Source organism: Pseudarthrobacter sp. alpha12b, from assembly GCF_054130495.1.
In genome coordinates this window covers 4,089,695-4,104,756 of record NZ_CP196746.1, presented here as the reverse complement: position 1 = coordinate 4,104,756, position 15,062 = coordinate 4,089,695, and the positions used below count along the sequence as shown (strand labels likewise).

At 68.2% G+C, this 15,062-nt stretch carries 15 protein-coding genes; 3 read left to right on the top strand and 12 right to left on the bottom strand.

What is annotated here, in order from left to right; all coding sequences use genetic code 11:
• Positions 1–27 precede the first annotated feature (27 nt).
• A complete protein-coding gene (locus ACTAQI_RS18990; RefSeq protein ID WP_457947953.1) occupies positions 28–402 on the top strand; it encodes a winged helix-turn-helix transcriptional regulator in 375 nt (124 codons plus the stop codon).
• A gap of 167 nt (positions 403–569) precedes the next feature.
• Entirely contained in the window at positions 570–833 is a 264-nt protein-coding gene (locus ACTAQI_RS18985; protein WP_457947951.1) for a hypothetical protein, read from the top strand.
• A gap of 6 nt (positions 834–839) precedes the next feature.
• On the opposite strand, the gene ACTAQI_RS18980 is transcribed toward ACTAQI_RS18985, so the two are convergent.
• Both ACTAQI_RS18980 and ACTAQI_RS18975 read right to left on the bottom strand, forming a co-directional pair.
• Positions 840–1,589: a 3-hydroxybutyrate dehydrogenase gene (locus ACTAQI_RS18980; protein WP_457947949.1), complete on the bottom strand. Its 750-nt coding sequence runs from the start codon at positions 1,587–1,589 to the stop codon at positions 840–842.
• Positions 1,590–1,647: 58 nt separating this feature from the next.
• Positions 1,648–3,027 carry an MFS transporter gene (locus ACTAQI_RS18975; protein WP_457947947.1) on the bottom strand — a complete coding sequence of 460 codons (1,380 nt, stop codon included), beginning with the start codon at positions 3,025–3,027 and terminating at the stop codon, positions 1,648–1,650.
• 127 nt (positions 3,028–3,154) lie between these two features.
• Between ACTAQI_RS18975 and ACTAQI_RS18970 the strand changes: the two genes are divergently transcribed.
• Positions 3,155–4,051, top strand: coding sequence for a LysR family transcriptional regulator (locus ACTAQI_RS18970; protein ID WP_457947945.1), 897 nt, complete (start codon positions 3,155–3,157; stop codon positions 4,049–4,051).
• Positions 4,052–4,100: 49 nt separating this feature from the next.
• Here the strand turns inward: ACTAQI_RS18970 and ACTAQI_RS18965 are convergent, their stop codons facing one another.
• The 10 genes from ACTAQI_RS18965 to ACTAQI_RS18920 all read right to left on the bottom strand — a co-directional run bounded on the left by ACTAQI_RS18965 (position 4,101) and on the right by ACTAQI_RS18920 (position 14,950).
• Complete coding sequence (locus ACTAQI_RS18965) at positions 4,101–5,033, bottom strand: spermidine synthase (protein WP_457947944.1); 933 nt, start codon at positions 5,031–5,033, stop codon at positions 4,101–4,103.
• 32 nt (positions 5,034–5,065) lie between these two features.
• Positions 5,066–6,598, bottom strand: coding sequence for a D-glycero-beta-D-manno-heptose 1-phosphate adenylyltransferase (rfaE2, locus tag ACTAQI_RS18960; RefSeq protein ID WP_457947943.1), 1,533 nt, complete (start codon positions 6,596–6,598; stop codon positions 5,066–5,068).
• Positions 6,595–8,046 carry an aldehyde dehydrogenase family protein gene (locus ACTAQI_RS18955; protein WP_457947942.1) on the bottom strand — a complete coding sequence of 484 codons (1,452 nt, stop codon included), beginning with the start codon at positions 8,044–8,046 and terminating at the stop codon, positions 6,595–6,597. The genes rfaE2 and ACTAQI_RS18955 overlap by 4 nt, the downstream gene beginning before the upstream one ends.
• Positions 8,047–8,155: 109 nt before the next feature.
• Positions 8,156–8,872 carry an SDR family oxidoreductase gene (locus ACTAQI_RS18950; RefSeq protein WP_457947940.1) on the bottom strand — a complete coding sequence of 239 codons (717 nt, stop codon included), beginning with the start codon at positions 8,870–8,872 and terminating at the stop codon, positions 8,156–8,158.
• A gap of 44 nt (positions 8,873–8,916) precedes the next feature.
• The gene (locus ACTAQI_RS18945; RefSeq protein ID WP_457947938.1) at positions 8,917–10,314 is read right to left on the bottom strand and encodes a PfkB family carbohydrate kinase; all 1,398 of its coding nucleotides are present in this window, start codon (positions 10,312–10,314) and stop codon (positions 8,917–8,919) included.
• Entirely contained in the window at positions 10,311–11,036 is a 726-nt protein-coding gene (locus ACTAQI_RS18940; RefSeq protein WP_457947936.1) for a D-sedoheptulose-7-phosphate isomerase, read from the bottom strand. The genes ACTAQI_RS18945 and ACTAQI_RS18940 overlap by 4 nt, the downstream gene beginning before the upstream one ends.
• Positions 11,033–12,298 carry a glycosyltransferase gene (locus ACTAQI_RS18935; protein ID WP_457947934.1) on the bottom strand — a complete coding sequence of 422 codons (1,266 nt, stop codon included), beginning with the start codon at positions 12,296–12,298 and terminating at the stop codon, positions 11,033–11,035. The genes ACTAQI_RS18940 and ACTAQI_RS18935 overlap by 4 nt, the downstream gene beginning before the upstream one ends.
• Positions 12,295–13,329, bottom strand: a complete 1,035-nt coding sequence (locus tag ACTAQI_RS18930) for a glycosyltransferase (protein WP_457947933.1) — start codon at positions 13,327–13,329, stop codon at positions 12,295–12,297. Before ACTAQI_RS18930 ends, ACTAQI_RS18935 begins: the two co-directional genes overlap by 4 nt.
• The gene (locus ACTAQI_RS18925; protein ID WP_457947931.1) at positions 13,326–14,414 is read right to left on the bottom strand and encodes a glycosyltransferase family 9 protein; all 1,089 of its coding nucleotides are present in this window, start codon (positions 14,412–14,414) and stop codon (positions 13,326–13,328) included. The genes ACTAQI_RS18930 and ACTAQI_RS18925 overlap by 4 nt, the downstream gene beginning before the upstream one ends.
• Positions 14,414–14,950 (bottom strand): D-glycero-alpha-D-manno-heptose-1,7-bisphosphate 7-phosphatase, encoded by a 537-nt coding sequence (locus ACTAQI_RS18920; RefSeq protein ID WP_457947929.1) that lies wholly within the window; start codon positions 14,948–14,950, stop codon positions 14,414–14,416. Before ACTAQI_RS18920 ends, ACTAQI_RS18925 begins: the two co-directional genes overlap by 1 nt.
• Between the last annotated feature and the right edge of the window lie 112 nt (positions 14,951–15,062).

Here is a 15,062-nt window from a genome sequence, read left to right as displayed (position 1 = left end):
GTACTGACCCTTGGGTAAGCTGGAGGCATGGAAGCAGCCCCACTCCCCCTCACCTTTGCCGACGGCGTATTCCCGGCCGGATGCCCCAGCCGGACCCTGCTGGACCACATCACCAGCAAATGGGGCGTCCTGATCCTGATTGCCCTGTCCGAGGGCGAACAGCGGTGGAGTGACCTGCGACGGCGGGCCGAGGGCATCAGCGAGAAGATGCTGGCACAAACGCTCAAGACACTGGAGCGCGACGGCCTGGTCAGCAGGAACGCCCAGCCGGTCATCCCGCCCCGGGTGGATTACAGCCTCACTGAGCGGGGCTACGAATTGAGCGCACTCCTGGTGCCGCTGGTGGCCTGGGCCTTCGAAAACGCCGAGGACATCATCAACGGGGTTTACCAGGGCAAGTAGCACCCCTGCCAAAACATGAGTACCTGTTACTGATGTTGCTGGTGTGATTAGCGCATAGCGTGGGCGTACGGTGGCGGCCGGAATGGGAGGACCATCCTCTGCTGGGAGCGTTCCGCCAACCAGCACCGTTAGCGGGCGGCAGGCTGCCGCCTGGAGGAGTTGGTCACATGGCCAAGGACTACGTACAGGATCTTTCCGGCATGGGCCGGCCCGTCAGCCTCGGCACTGCCCTGGCCGGCGCGTGGGGCCGGACGCTGACGGCGTTCAGCCCCCGCTGCCCTTACCGGGTGGGGGACACGGTCATAGGCGACGACCCCTTCAGCGGCAGGCGCGAAGGGGTCGTCGTCTGGCAGGACCGCCGGTCAGTGGGTGTGAAGACCCCGTATGGCGTCTTCTTTTTCGACCACCGGCTGGTCAAGCCCCTGGACTAGCTTGCCCTAACGGGCAGACCAGCCGCCGTCCATGGTGTAGCTGGCGCCGGTCACCATGCCGGCATCCGTGGACGCAAGCCAGGCCACCAGGGACGCCACTTCGTCCGGTTCCACCAGCCGTTTGATGGCCGATTCGGTGAGCATCACCTTGGCAAGGACCTCGGACTCGGGGATGCCGTGCACCTTAGCCTGGTCAGCGATCTGTTTCTCCACCAGCGCCGTGCGGACATAACCCGGGTTCACGCAGTTGGAGGTGACGCCGTGCTCCCCGCCCTCAAGCGCCGTCACCTTACTCAGCCCTTCCAGCCCGTGCTTGGCGGAGACGTACGCGCTCTTGAACGGGGAGGCGCGAAGTCCATGCACCGAGGACAGGTTGATGATGCGGCCGAACTTGTTGGCATACATGTGCGGCAGGGCGGCCCGGATGAGCAGGAACGGGGCCTCCAGCATCAGGGTGATGAGCCGGCGGAAGTCTGCGGGATCGAACTCCTCAATGGGGCTGATGCGCTGGATCCCTGCGTTGTTGACCAGGATGTCGCAGTCCAGGCTCAGGGTGGCCAGGGCGTCAACGTCCAGCAGGTCCACCTCCCAGGCGCTTCCGCCCACCTCATCGGCGAGGGCCGCAGCGGCGGCGGAGTCGACGTCGGCCACCACCACTTTCGCTCCCCGCGCCGCAAGTGCGCGTACGCACGCGGCCCCGATTCCGCTGGCACCGCCGGTGACCAGCGCCTTGCGTCCGTTCAGTGTGTTGTCCATTGCAGTTCTCCTTCATGCGCCCGATCGGTCCTACGGCTGATTCAGCCCCACAGCCAGGTCAACGCCGCCCGGCGGTCAGCAGCCCCTCACGGGCCGCGTCTTCCTTGTCCACATCCTCCAGTGCTATGCCCTTGGTTTCCTTCAGGCTTAGCACGGCCACCACGGTGATGGCACAGGCAACCAGCAGGTAGATGGCGGTGGGAACCCACGATCCGGTGTCCTTCAACCACTGGGTGGCCAGCAGGGGTGCCAGGGACCCGGCGAAGATGGACGTGACCTGCGAGCCGAGGGACGCACCGGAATAGCGCATGCGGGTGGGGAACATCTCGGCCATGATGGCCGGCTGCCCTGCGTACATGAGGCCATGCAGGCACAGGCCGATGGTTACGGCAAGGACGATGACCACTGCGTTGCGGGTATCGAACATGGGGAAGGCGAAGAACGGCCAGGTGGCGCCCAGGACGGCGCCGGCCAGGTAGACGGGCTTGCGGCCGATCCTGTCCGCGAGACGGCCGTACTGCGGAATGATGGCGAAGTGGATGACGTGCGCGATCAGCAGCGCCAGCAGGAGCGATGAGGTGTCGTACTTGTGCACGCTCTTGAGGTAGACAATCGCAAAGCTGACCACCAGGTAGTACATGATGTTTTCCGCGAACCGCAGGCCCATGGCCTGGAAGATGCCCTTGGGGTACTTCCGGAGCACCTCGAACACGCCGTAGCTGACGGCCTGTTCCTTTTCGACCAGCTCCTTGGCCTCGAGGAAGATGGGCGACTCGCTGACGTTGGTGCGGATGTAGTAGCCCACGAAGACGATCACGGCGGAGAGCCAGAAGGCCACGCGCCAGCCCCAGCCCAGGAAGGCCTCGCTGCTGAGGGTGGTGGACATGATGTAGAGCACCAGGGTTGCCAGGAGGTTGCCCACCGGGACGGCGGCCTGCGGCCAGCTTGACCAGAAGGCGCGCGTCTTATTCGGGCTGTGTTCGGCAACGAGGAGCACAGCGCCGCCCCATTCGCCGCCCAGCGCGAAGCCCTGGATGAACCGCAGGGCTACCAGCAGTGCCGGCGCCAGGTATCCGATGTCGGCGAAGCCGGGGAGGCAACCCATCAGGAACGTGGAAATGCCGATGATCACGATGGTGAGCTGCAGCGTGGGCTTGCGGCCCAGCTTGTCGCCGATCTGGCCAAAGACGATGCCGCCCAGCGGCCTGGCGATGAAGCCCACGGCATAGGTCAGGAAGGCCTGGATGATCCCGTCCAGGTCATTGCCTGTGGCGGGGAAGAAGTACTTGCCGAAGACCAGGGTGGCGGCTGTGGCGTACAGGAAGAACTCGTACCATTCCACCACCGTGCCCACCATGGAGGCGGCAACAATCTTCTTCAGTCCCGATTCCTTGGGTGCATGCCCGGCGTCGTTTGCCCGGCTTTGCTCAATGCTCATGGTTCTCCTCAGTGTCCACATTGACACGTGCTGTGATCTCCAGCACAAGTGACTCAGATGAGTATTGCTGCACACTTGCGGCACATCAATGACCAAAGAGGCAGCCGATGTGTGCACAATTGCAGATATGAAAGCGAACCCCGATGACCTGCTGGTGCTCCTCGCGGTGTCCCGCTCTGCCAAATTTACGACGGCGGCCCAGGCCCTGGGCTTGAACCACACCACGGTCTCGCGCAGGATCGCCGCGCTTGAGAAGTCACTCGGCGGCCGGGTCCTGTCCCGCGCCGCGGGCGCCTGGGAGCTCACGGAGCTGGGCGAACGTGCCGTGCGGGCGGCGGAACAGGTGGAGGCGGTGCTGGGCACGCTGGGACCGGCGGGCCAGGCACCCGACCCCATTGCCGGCGTCGTACGCATGACCGCGACGGACGGCTTCAGCGCCTATATTGCCGCGCCGGCGGTGGCGCGGCTGCGCCGGGACCATCCCGGCCTGAGCGTGGAAGTGGTGACCATGACCCGCCGGGCCCTGCAGCAGCGGTCCGGGCTGGATATCGAGGTGGTGGTGGGCGAGCCGCAGGTGCACCGCGCAGAGGCGATCCGGTTGGGCGAATACCGCCTGGGCATGTACGCCTCCCGGGCTTACCTTGCCGAGCACGGGACGCCGGCTACGGTGGCCGAACTCAACGGGCATCCGCTGGTCTACTTCGTGGACTCGATGTTGCAGGTGGACGACCTTGATGCGCCGCGCCGGCTGGTTCCTGCCATGCGCGACGGCCTGACCTCCACCAACGTGTTCGTCCATGTGGAGGCCACCCGGGCAGGTGCCGGAGTGGGGTTCCTGCCGTGCTTCATGGCCGACCTCCACAATGACCTGGTCCGGTTGCTGCCCGACAAGATCGGCGAACTGCTCCCCTACTGGATGGTCCTGCGCCCCGACTCACTGCGCCGCCCCGCGGTGGCCGCCGTCGTGCAGGCCCTCCGGGAACGGATGGCCGAGCACCGCGATGCGCTCCTGGGAAAGGGGTAAGCCTTATCGATTGCTGAACAGGTGTCGCTCTGGACCGCCAAAACGGCAGTTACTCAGCAGTCGGTGGGGGTGGCGCGGGGTCGTGGCGGACCGGCGCTCCGGCCGCGAAGGCCCGGACCTGGGCGTCGTCCCAAAGGTGTGCCGGGACGGCCCCGCCCAGAAGTCTTCGCCGCAGCTGGGGGTCGTCAACGATGGGTGAGTTGCTGCCGGCCATCACCATGTTTCCGTACCGCCGGCCTTTCAGCATGGCGGGATCGGCGATGATCACCGTGTGCTTGAAGGCAGCCGCGATGGTGGCGGCATCCTCCCGGGCATTTTTCAGGTCCGGGGCATCACCGGAATTGGCCACATACAGTCCGCCGGGCGCGAGGACCCGCTTTACGTGCTGATTGAATTCTGCGGTGGTCAGCGGGCGGGGGGTGTGGGCGCCGGCGAAGACGTCGCGGATGATGAAGTCCCGGGTCTGTTCAGTCAGGGTTTCGGTGACGGCACGGGCCTCCCCCACGCGGATCCGCAGCAGGGGCGCCTTGGGAAGGTCGAACCAGCCCCGCACATATCCGGCGAGCTTTCCGTCCAGCTCCACCACCACCTGCCGCGCGTCCGGGTAGGCAGCGGAGAAGTATCGGGCCAGGGAGCAGGCGCCGCCGCCCAGGTGCAGCCCGCGAAGCTTGTGCCCCGCGGCTCCAGCCGGCGGGCCCGCTGCAGCCGACGGCGGCCAGCGGGACTCGATGAGCGCCGCCATCCACCGCATGTACTCGAAGTCCAAAAACAGCGGGTCGGCGAGGTCGATGTGCGAGCTCATGACGCCGTTGATCTTCAAAAGCCAGCCGGTGGAGTTGTCCTGGTCCGCGATCAGCTCGCAGTCACCGGTATCGACGTAGTAGACACCCTCCACCGGGCCGTTCATCACAGCCCCCTTGGACATCTCCACCACGCCGGCCGCCTCCCGTCCGCGGCCGCCTGACTTTCCGCGCTTTGCCATTACCCGTGCCACGCCTCAGTCATGCTTCAACCTTAGTTGGTTGGCACTGCCCCTTCGCCGTCCCGGATCCGGTTCACTACTGCGGTGGTGGACCGTTCAGCCACGTAGTCCAGGATGGCTACGCGGCCGCCGTATTCCTCCACGGCGGGGGTTTCTGCCAGCATTTCGGGCGTGTAGTCCCCGCCCTTGGCGTACACCTCGGGCCGGAGCCGGCGGATCAGCGGGGTGGCCGTGGGCGTGTCAAACACCGTCACGTAGTCAACGCAGCTCAGTGCTGCCACCACCGCCGCGCGGTCCGCCATGTTGTTGATGGGCCTGCCGGGGCCCTTGAGCCGGCGTACCGAATCGTCGCTGTTGAGCGCCACCACCAGGATGTCGCCCAGCTGCTTGGCCTGATTGAGGTACCTGGTGTGGCCGCTGTGCAGCACGTCGAAGCAGCCGTTGGTCAGCACGATCCGCTGCCCCTGGGCCCGGTGCAGCTCCATCTGCCGCTCCAGTTCGTCCTCGCCCAGGGCAGTGTCGGCGAAGGCTTCCAGGTACCGGCTGAGCTGGGCGGTGCTGCAGACGGAGGTACCGGGCTGGTGGACCACCACGTCGGCGGCCGACTGCGCCAGGTCCAGGCTGGCGGTCAACGGCAGGCCGGCGGCGCGGGCCAATGTCAGGGCGGCGACGAACGTGTCTCCTGCCCCGGACGCCTGTTTCTCCGCGGCAGGCCTGGCCCACGTGCGGTGCCGCACGCCGTCGGGCGTCAGCAGCACGGTTCCGTCCCGGTCCAGGGTGACCACCACGGCCCGTGCGCCGGTGCCCTGCAGCAGCGACTCCGCCTCCGCGGCCACGGCTTCCACCCGCTCCTGGCCCTCCGGCAGCTTCCGGTCCAGCAGCCGCGCGGTTTCCTGCGCATTCGGCGTCACCAGGTCAGGCTGAAGGGCGGCCCACGCCCTGGGGTCGTGGGCGTCAACCACCACCAGTGGCCGGTGTTCTCCGGCAGTGCCACTTCCGAGGACGTCGGCCAATGCAGCGCGGACCGGGTCCGCCACCACGCCGGTGCCGTAGTCGCACACCAGGACAGCATCCTGGCGTTCGACGGCGGCACGCACCGAGGCGGCGAGCGCGTCAAGGGCGTCGGCCGGGACAGCCCTGGCCGAGTCATCGAGGCGCAGCATCACCTGGCCGCCGCTGCTGATCCGGATCTTGGTGGTGGTGACCATGGCCGGATGCGGCTGCAGGTGCTGGACATCGATGCCGGCCGCGGCAAGCTGCCCACGCAGGTCCTCACCGGCATCGTCGGTGCCGATGATTCCGGCCACCGACACCTTTGCGCCCAGGGCGGCCAGGTTCATGGCCGTGTTCGCAGCCCCGCCGGGGACCGATTCGCGGGACTGGATATCCACCACCGGCGCAGGGGCTTCCCGACACAGCCGCTCGATGCTGCCGCTCCACCACCCGTCCAGCATGACGTCGCCGATCACCAGGATGGACGGCTGTTCCGCGGCCAGCCGCCCGGGCAGCCAGTCGGACAATGCCCGCTGGGTAGAGAGGTCGATGGATTCCGGGGACGTGCTCATGGCATGTCCCGTTCATCGCTGCCGGCCAGTTCCACGCCGTTGCCGGGCGCCGGCGGGGCGGCGATGTGCACCACCTTGACCTGGGTGAATTCATCCAGGAGTTCGGGTCCGTACCCGAAACCGGCGCCGCTTGCGCCGCGGGGCTGGGCGGCCCCTCCGGGAGCGCCGCCAAAGACGGCATTGACCTTCACGGTTCCCACCGGCAGCGCGGCCACGGCCTGCTGGATGTGCGCAATGTTGCTGCTCAGGACGGTGGCCGCGAGGCCGTACTTGCCGCTGCACGCCACGCGGAGGCCGTCGTCGAACGTGTCCACCACCTGGACGGGGGCAACCGGGCCAAACGTCTCCTCCGTCATCACCTGCATTTCGTCGGTGCAGTCGAGGAGCACGGTGGCCGGGTAGAACGAGCCCGGCCCGTCCGGAAGCGCACCACCCTCAACTGCCCGTGCCCCCTGGGCCAGGGCGTCGGCGACGTGGGCGTGAACGGCGTCGCGCATCCGGAGGTCCACCAGCGGCGCCACGGTGCCGTTGCCGTTCCGGAGTGCGGCTTCCGCCTCCAGGGCTTTGCAGAACTCGGCGGCGATGTCCCTATGGACGTAGATCCGCTCCACGGCGGTGCAGATCTGGCCGCTGTTGCTGAAAGCGCCGATGGCTGCCTGCTGCGCGGCCCACCCGGGGTCCACGTCGCAGTCCACCAGCAGGGGGTCGTTGCCGCCGTTTTCCCGGATGACATGCGCGCCGGTGAGGGCTCCGCCCCGGGCGATCCGGGCGCCGGAGGTGCTGGAACCCACGTGGGCGATCACGTCCACCTCCGCATGCGACAGGGCTGCTCCCACCTCAGCGCCACCGGAGATGGTCAGGAAGACCCCGGCGGGGAAGGCCGGCGCCAGGACCTCGCCCAACGCCTCGCCCAAGCGCGGACAGCGCTCGCTGGGTTTGTGGATGACCGCGTTCCCCGTCGCCAGTGCGGCGCCGATCAAGCCGCAGGCCACCGCTACCGGGTCATTCCACGGGGTCAACAGGACGGCTACGCCGCGCGGTTCGGCAACAGTGTAATCGGAGGCTAACCGGCCGCCGCGGAGGCTGTGGCCGCGGTGCACCGGGCCCAGCTCGGCGTACTGCTCCAGCGTGGACACGGCTGCGGCAATGCCAGCCAGCGCCTCCGCTTCCGGCCGCCCGGTTTCACTGGCGTTAAGCCCGGCGAGCTCCTGGGCGGCAGCATCAAGCGCCTTGGCGGCGGCGCGGAGTGCGGCGCCCCGCTCGGCTGGAGCGGTGGCCGCCCAGCCCGGGGCAGCCCTGCGGGCCACGTCCACGGCATTATTGACTGCCTCGGGCCCCGCTTCGGGGACCGTCCAGAGCACTTCACCGGTTCGCGGGTCCTGGATGGTGATGCCGGCGCCCTCGACTGTTTCGTTGCCTGCGGTTGTTTCGGTGGCTGTGGTGGGCATGGTGTTCCTCCCGCCTTTCGGTGCTGGTTTGTCGGTGCTGGTGGTCCTGCTGTGGCTGAAGACTGTGGCCACCACGGCGCGGCAGCCACGGTCTGATGCCGGTTCCGGCTTACGGCCAGGAGCCCTCTTCCTCGTGGCAGATCAGCATTTCCCTGACCTCGCAGCCGGTGGGCTGGTTCAAGGCGAACAGGATGGCCTGCGCGGTGTTGGCGGGATCGTTGAGCCGGGAATCGTCCTGCGGCTTGTACTGCTCGGTGCGGTCATCGAAGAACCGGGTCTTCATGCCACCCGGGATCATGGTGGTCACGCCAATTTCCCCACCGGTCTCCGCGGCCAGCGCATGGCTGAAGCCCACCACGCCGAACTTGGAGGCGCAGTACGCGGTGGCATCGGCCACGGCGCGCTTGCCCAGGGTGGAGGCCACGGTCACCACGCGGCCGTGGGTTTCCTTGAGGTAGGGCAAGGCGGCGCGCACCGTGGAAACGGTGCCCATCAGGTTGACCCCGATGACCTTTTCCCACTCGGTGGCTTCGACGTCGGCGAGCTTGCCGCAGCGGTCGATCCCGGCCGCAGTGACCACGGCGTCCAGGCCGCCCAGGGTCTCCGCGGCTTCCCGGACTGCGTGCTCCACGGCCGCGCGGTCCGCAACGTCCACTTCGAAGGCCTTCACACCGGAGACGCTGCTGATGTCGCGGTCCAGGACCACTGGCGTCCCGCCTGCGCGGAGCACGGCGTCGACGACGGCGGCCCCCAGTCCGGAGGCACCTCCGGTAACAAGGACGCGTCCGGGCGTCGTGGCGGCAGTTGCAGTTGATTCTGCGGTCATGGTGTTCCTTTCAATGGGGAAAACAAGACGATGCGGAAAGAAGTTCAGCTGACCTTGGCGAGTGCGTCCGCCAGGCCGGTGGTGGAGCGGGCGGGGTGGAACGGGACGGTGAGGCAGCGGCCGCCCCAGCTTTCCACCAGCTCCGTCTCGGGCAGGCGGGCTCCCTTGTAGTCGCCGCCCTTGACCCAGATATCGGGGCGGAGCCGGTCCAGCGCGGCTTCGGGGGTGTCCTCGTCGAAGACCATCACCGCGTCCACGCATTCCATGGCAAGGAGCAGTTCCGCCCTGTCGTGCTGGCCGATAATGGGACGCTGCGGGCCCTTGAGACGCCGCACCGAGTCGTCGGAGTTCAGGCACACGATGAGGCAGTCCCCCAGTTCCCTGGCGGCGGCGAGGGAACGAATGTGGCCGGCGTGGATCAGGTCGAAGCAGCCACCGGTTGCCACCACCTTTCCGCCGCTTTCCCGCACGGAACGGGCCAGCAGCAGCGGTTCGGTAGTCCGCCGGCCCCGTGTGGGGGCAGCCCCGGGGTTTCCGGGGGCAGGATCTTTCCCGGCCGTATCAGGCAGCGCCGAAACCCCGCCGGCGGCCAGGAAATCAGCGGCGTCATGCACTGCCAAGGCCGCCGCCTCCGGAAGGTTGCGGCCGGCCAGGAGGTGCACTGCCAGGCTGGCTGCCAGGCGGTCTCCGGCCCCGCAGGGGTCGCCGGCTTCCACCCGTGGCGCGGGAACGGCATGGGAAGAGGCATCTCCCTGCCGGAGCAGGACAGCCCCCTCCTCACCCTTGGTCACCAGGACGGCCTGGCTGCGCCAACGCTCCAGCAGGATCTGGGCAATATTCTCCGCGGATGCGGGGACGTTCCCCACGGCAGCCTGCACCGCTTTGGTTGCTTCGGAAATGTTCGGTGTCACCACGGCCACGCCGGGCACCGGCTCCGCACCTGATGGGTGCGGGTCCCACACGATGGGAACGTCACCCGCGAGCCGGCCCAGCAGCTCGCGCAGTTGGGGGTTGGCTGCCAGTCCCCTGCCGTAATCGGCAACGATGACCACGCCGGCTTTTTCCACGGCGCGCAGCATGGCCGGGCTGACGTCCGGGACCGGCGTCTTTTCGCAGCCCTGGTCAAAGCGGACCACCGGGTGGGAACCCGCCCGGACCCGGGTCTTGACCGGCGAGGGGTAGCCGCTGGTCCCCGCCACGAGCCGCACCCCGGCGAGGTGCGTACGCAACTGGCTCCCGGCGTCGTCATCCCCCAGGACCGTCACCAGGGTGACGGGCCAGCCGTCCTGGGCCAGCATGCGCGCCACCAGGCCCGCGCCGCCGGCACGCCGGCGGACACCTGAAATGTCCACCACCGGCACGGGGGCGTCGGGGCTGAGCCGGGTCGCTTCACCCGAGAGGTCGACGTCGAGCATCACGTCTCCTACGACCACGATCCTCATGGCCTGCCCCCTTTCGGCAGCCCGGGGACAAGGGACGGAGTGTGCCGGGCAACCTCCAGGTCGAAGGCGCGGCAGACGGCGTGCAGGGCGATCAGGTGCCCTTCCTGGGCGTTGGCGTTCAGGGCGTCGATCATGACGGCCTCATCGCAGGCCTCTGCCAGCGGATTGGGCCCGCACCCGGTGAGAGCCCAGGTGGTCACGTTGAGCCGGGAGGCAACTTCCGCGGCCCGCAGCAGGTTGGGGCTCTTGCCGCTGGTGGACAGCAGTACCAGCACGTCGCCGGAGCGGCCGTGCGCGCGCACCTGCCGGGCAAAGACGTCGTCGTAGCCGTAGTCATTGGCAATCGCGGTGACGGCGGACGACTCGGCGTGCAGGGAGATCGCCGAGAAAGGGACCCGCTCGCTGTCGAAGCGGCCCACGAGTTCGGCCGTCAGGTGCTGTGCCTCCGCTGCCGAGCCACCGTTTCCTGCAGCCAGGAGCCGCTGGCCGCGGAGCAGCCGCTGGGCCAACTCAACACCCCAGGCGGCGAGCCTGCCGGACTGGCTGCGCAAGGAATCCAGCGCCGGAATGACGTTGTCCAGATGCTCGCGGACGGCGTCGGCACTGGCCGGATCCACGAACGTGGCGCCCGGGAGCACCGCGGGCAACGCCGGCGCTGCGGTCAGGGTGCGCAGGTCAGTTTCGCGCAGGGATGATTCGCGCAGGGATGATTCGGCAGTCACAGTGCGGCTCCTTCCATCGGTACAGCGCCAGCCTGGGCGCCGGCCCGGGCACCGGCCATGGCCAGTTGGTAAGCCTTTTCGGTTTCCGCCGCCACCCGGTCCCAGGAGTACCGGGTGCGGGCGCGCCGCTCTCCGGCCTGGCCGAGTTTTGTCCTGAGGGCCGGGTTTTCCAGCAGCAGCGACAGGGCCGAGGCAATGGCCTCCGGGTCCCGCGGCGGGACGTGCAGGCCGGTGGTGTGGTCCACCACCGTGTCCCGGAGCCCGCCCACCGCTGCCGCCACCACGGGAACGCCGCAGGCCATGGCCTCGAGCGGCACGATGCCGAAGGGCTCATACCAGGGTGCACACACCACGGCGTCGGCGCTGCGGAAGATGCCTGGCATTTCAGCCCGGGACACCTGGCCCTGCAGCGTTACCTGTTCGGACACTCCGAGTTCGGCGGCAAGGTCCAGCAGGCGGCGGATTTCCGGGTCGGCATGCATGACGGTCGAGTCGCCTGCACCACCCACGATCAGGAGTTCGACGTCGTCAAAACCCGCCGCCTTGAGGTAAGGGAGCGCACGGATCACCAGGTCAACGCCCTTGCGCGGCACCAGGCGGCCCACGGACAGGATGCGGTAGCGGCGCTTCCTCGCGGCCACCGGACCCTCAGGCGAAAAGAAGCTGAGGTCCACGCCGCAGGGCGCAATCGAAATCTTTCCGGTGGCAATGCCCATGGCCTTGAGCTCGAAGACTTCATCGGAACACGTGGCAATGATCCGGTCCGCAGAGCGCCCCACGCCCGGTTCCAGCCAGCGGCGCTCCTCCGGGCTGGTGTCCCCGGCACCCTGATGCCTCCGCTTGACGGTACCCAGCGCGTGGAACGTCTGCAGCATCGGCACCCGGTATCCGGCATCCGGCCGCCTGGCAGCGTCCAATGCCGCCAGGCCGGACATCCAGAAGTGGCCGTGCACCACGTCCGGCGGCCGCTGCCCCCAGTCCCTGGCCACGCCGTCCGCGAGTTCGCCCATGTAGGGCAGCAGCTCGTCCTTGGGCACGTGCCGGGCCGGGCCTGCGTCCACGTGGACCACCTCGAGGCGGCGTCCCACCCGGACCCGTTCCGGGAGCTCCGTTGCGTCCCTGCGGGTATAGACGGTGACGTGGTGGCCCCGCTTGGCCAGGGCCTCGGACAGGGCCGCAACGTGAACGTTCTGGCCGCCGGCGTCCACCCCACCCAGGGCCGCCAGCGGACTGGCGTGTTCGGAAATCATGGCGATCTTCATGGGGTCTTCCTCTCCCGCGCCGGAACGAGGATCCGCTCGTCCGGCCGTTCGTTGACGGAATGCCGGGGGCGGTTCCGCAGGTCCGCCAGGAGCTCATCCCAGTGGTCCTGGAACTTACCCAGGCCGTAACGCTCCAGCGCCGCCTCCCGGGCGGCCAGTCCCCGCCGTCGGGCCTCATCCGGATTGGCAACCAGCCGTTCAGCACAGCGGAGCAGTTCATCCACATCGGCGGAAACAGCGCCGGCCTCCGGCGGCACCGCCCGGGGGGCCTCCGTGGCAGCAAGCACCACCACGGGCATCCCCAGGTGCATGGCCTCCAGAAGGGACAGCCCCAGTGAGGTCCATCGCATTGGGTGGACGTAGACCCGGCAGCGGGCAAGCTCCCGGTGCAGCTCCCGCGTTTTCAGGTCGCCGCGGGACGTCAGCCGCGAATCCTCGATGCCAGTGGCTGCTGCGAGGCCGTCCGTCTTCATGCCGAAAACATGCAGCGGCGCCACGGAGGCGAAAGCGGGCAGGAGGTCGGTTCCCGTCACCCGGCCGCGCCGCACGGGCTCGTTGACCACCACCCCCAGTTCGGGGAGTTCACCGGTGTAGAGCTGTCCGGGATCGGGGATCCCGTGCTCGATCACCGTGGTGGGGGCGGACCCGTTGTCCCAGGCCAGCCGGTTGAAATGGGTCACGTGGACCACCGGGATGCGGTTTTGGTCCGCGAGCGGGTGGCGGATGTTGGGGAAATTGCCTTTGGGCGTGTTGTGCTCCACGAACACGGCCGGAAGGTCGACGCCGGGCATCCGTCCCAGGGTGCGTGCCACTTCGTCGATTTCTTCGGGCCGTTGGAGGACGACGGCGTCCACGGCGTCGGCATCGAGCGTCGCCAGGTCCACCTCCCGCACTGATGCCGGCCAGTCCCTGCCGGCGCGGCCCAGCCCCCAGGCCCCACCGCCGGGCAGGATGGGGAGCAGGTATTCGTGACGGCCGCGAACAAAGGCGTCCGTCCAGGAACCGTGGACATGCCAGAGCAGGATCCTCATCTGTTGCGGGCCTTTCTACGGGTGCTGACGTGCGTGCTGAAGGAGCTCACTCCGCTGATCAGGCGTTCCACCGCCGCCACCACTTCCTCCGGCGATACCGAGTCGAGGCAGGGGTGGCCGGGAACCGGGCAATCCCGGGCGCGGGACATGCGGCAGGCGGCATTTTGGTCGCCGAGGAGTTCCAGGGGCACGCCGTAGGGTGCCCAGCGGATCGCCGGGACCACGGGGGAAAACAGGCAGGCTACCGGTGTACCCACGGCGGCTGCCAGATGGGCAGGGCCGGTGTTGCCGCTGACCACAGCATCGGCTCCGGCCATGACGCCTGCCATGGTGGAGAGGTCGGTGCGGCCGCCGAGGTCCAGTGCGGACGGGCCGGCCACCGTGGCCGTCAACGACGTCTCGCCGGGGCCGCCGGTCACCACCACCCGGTACCCGGCACCCTGGAGCAGTTCGACGGCGGCAGCATGGTGCAGCGGGGGCCACGCCCTGGCGGGAACCGCTGCTCCGGGGTGGACCACAACGTAGGGCTCCTTACCCACGAGTCCTGTCACTTCCGCGACGGAGTTAACGCGGAGCTTTCCGTCATCGCCCGCGGGGAGCCGGAAACCTGCGGCTTCGGCGATGCCCAGCGCCCGTTCCGCTTCGGGCTGGTCTTCGGGAAAGTCCTCCCCCGGTTTCAAGCGCACGTCAAGCAGCGAGCCGGCGTAGTCGGTGGAGGCGCCGGTGATGCGCTCCACCCCTGCCAGGCGCAGCAACAGGGCCAGCGGCAGCGGTGACTGGTGGAAGGAGGTGAGGATGACTGCTTCGGTAATGCGGGAATTGCGGATGTATTCGATCAGCCTGTCAGCATGCGGGCCGGTCATCCGGGGGGCCGGGTTCATGATCCAGGGGCTGTCCCAGCTGTAGACTTCGGCGACGCCGGGGAGCATGGCGGCTGCGGCTTCACCCTGCCGGCCGCACAGCATCACCACGTGATTGGTGCTGCCGCCGTACTGGGCCCGGCCGTTCGCCACCGCGCGCACGGCAGGACCGGCCAGCAGGACGTCGCCCATGCTGTCCAGCCGGGCCACCAGGACGCGCCCCATCAAGGCGTCTCCTGCAGCAGGCCGACGGCGGAGGCCAAGTCGGAGGCGACCAGCCGCGCCGCGGCCACCTCTTCGGCACGGGTCACGGGTGTGGGAACCAGGACTCCGGTGGCTCCGGCAGCCTCCGCAGCCCCCACGTCGGCGCCGATATCCCCGATGAGGGCGGCCTCGGATTCGTGGATGCCCAGTTTTCGGCAGGCGCTGTGGACCATGCCGGGGGCGGGTTTGCGGCAGGAGCAGCCGTCCTGCTCAGCATGGGGGCAGACCTCCCACACATCGAACGGTCCCAGGAGTTCCTCCACCCGGTCGTTGACCTTTTGCACGTCTTCGGCACTAATCAGGCCGCGGGCAATACCCGACTGGTTGCTGATCACGCCGGTGGCGATTCCATCCGCCCGCAGGCTGTCCAGCACTGCCTTGGCACCGGCCACGGGCCGCACTTTGCCGGGGTCCCCGTTGTACGGCACATCGATCACCAGGGTCCCGTCCCGGTCGAACAGGACAGCCCGGAGCTTGGACATTTCAGAGCTTCCCATAACCAACCTGTTCCCTCTTGCAGTTGCTCCTAAACAAGGCCGCGGGCTTTTCAGCCACGGTGGCGATGGCACCGTCACCGTTGTTGAACAGGCAAGATAAGGGTTGGTGCGG

Bases quoted from the DNA above. Each gene is read 5' to 3' on its own strand.
- ACTAQI_RS18930 (WP_457947933.1), bottom strand. From the start codon at position 13,329: ATGAGGATCCTGCTCTGGCATGTCCACGGTTCCTGGACGGACGCCTTT.
- ACTAQI_RS18980 (WP_457947949.1), bottom strand. From the start codon at position 1,589: ATGGACAACACACTGAACGGACGCAAGGCGCTGGTCACCGGCGGTGCC.
- ACTAQI_RS18955 (WP_457947942.1), bottom strand. From the start codon at position 8,046: ATGCCCACCACAGCCACCGAAACAACCGCAGGCAACGAAACAGTCGAG.
- ACTAQI_RS18925 (WP_457947931.1), bottom strand. From the start codon at position 14,414: ATGGGGCGCGTCCTGGTGGCCCGGCTGGACAGCATGGGCGACGTCCTG.
- ACTAQI_RS18920 (WP_457947929.1), bottom strand. From the start codon at position 14,950: ATGGGAAGCTCTGAAATGTCCAAGCTCCGGGCTGTCCTGTTCGACCGG.
- ACTAQI_RS18965 (WP_457947944.1), bottom strand. From the start codon at position 5,033: ATGGCAAAGCGCGGAAAGTCAGGCGGCCGCGGACGGGAGGCGGCCGGC.
- ACTAQI_RS18950 (WP_457947940.1), bottom strand. From the start codon at position 8,872: ATGACCGCAGAATCAACTGCAACTGCCGCCACGACGCCCGGACGCGTC.
- ACTAQI_RS18970 (WP_457947945.1), top strand. From the start codon at position 3,155: ATGAAAGCGAACCCCGATGACCTGCTGGTGCTCCTCGCGGTGTCCCGC.
- rfaE2 (WP_457947943.1), bottom strand. From the start codon at position 6,598: ATGAGCACGTCCCCGGAATCCATCGACCTCTCTACCCAGCGGGCATTG.
- ACTAQI_RS18985 (WP_457947951.1), top strand. From the start codon at position 570: ATGGCCAAGGACTACGTACAGGATCTTTCCGGCATGGGCCGGCCCGTC.
- ACTAQI_RS18935 (WP_457947934.1), bottom strand. From the start codon at position 12,298: ATGAAGATCGCCATGATTTCCGAACACGCCAGTCCGCTGGCGGCCCTG.
- ACTAQI_RS18990 (WP_457947953.1), top strand. From the start codon at position 28: ATGGAAGCAGCCCCACTCCCCCTCACCTTTGCCGACGGCGTATTCCCG.
- ACTAQI_RS18975 (WP_457947947.1), bottom strand. From the start codon at position 3,027: ATGAGCATTGAGCAAAGCCGGGCAAACGACGCCGGGCATGCACCCAAG.
- ACTAQI_RS18945 (WP_457947938.1), bottom strand. From the start codon at position 10,314: ATGAGGATCGTGGTCGTAGGAGACGTGATGCTCGACGTCGACCTCTCG.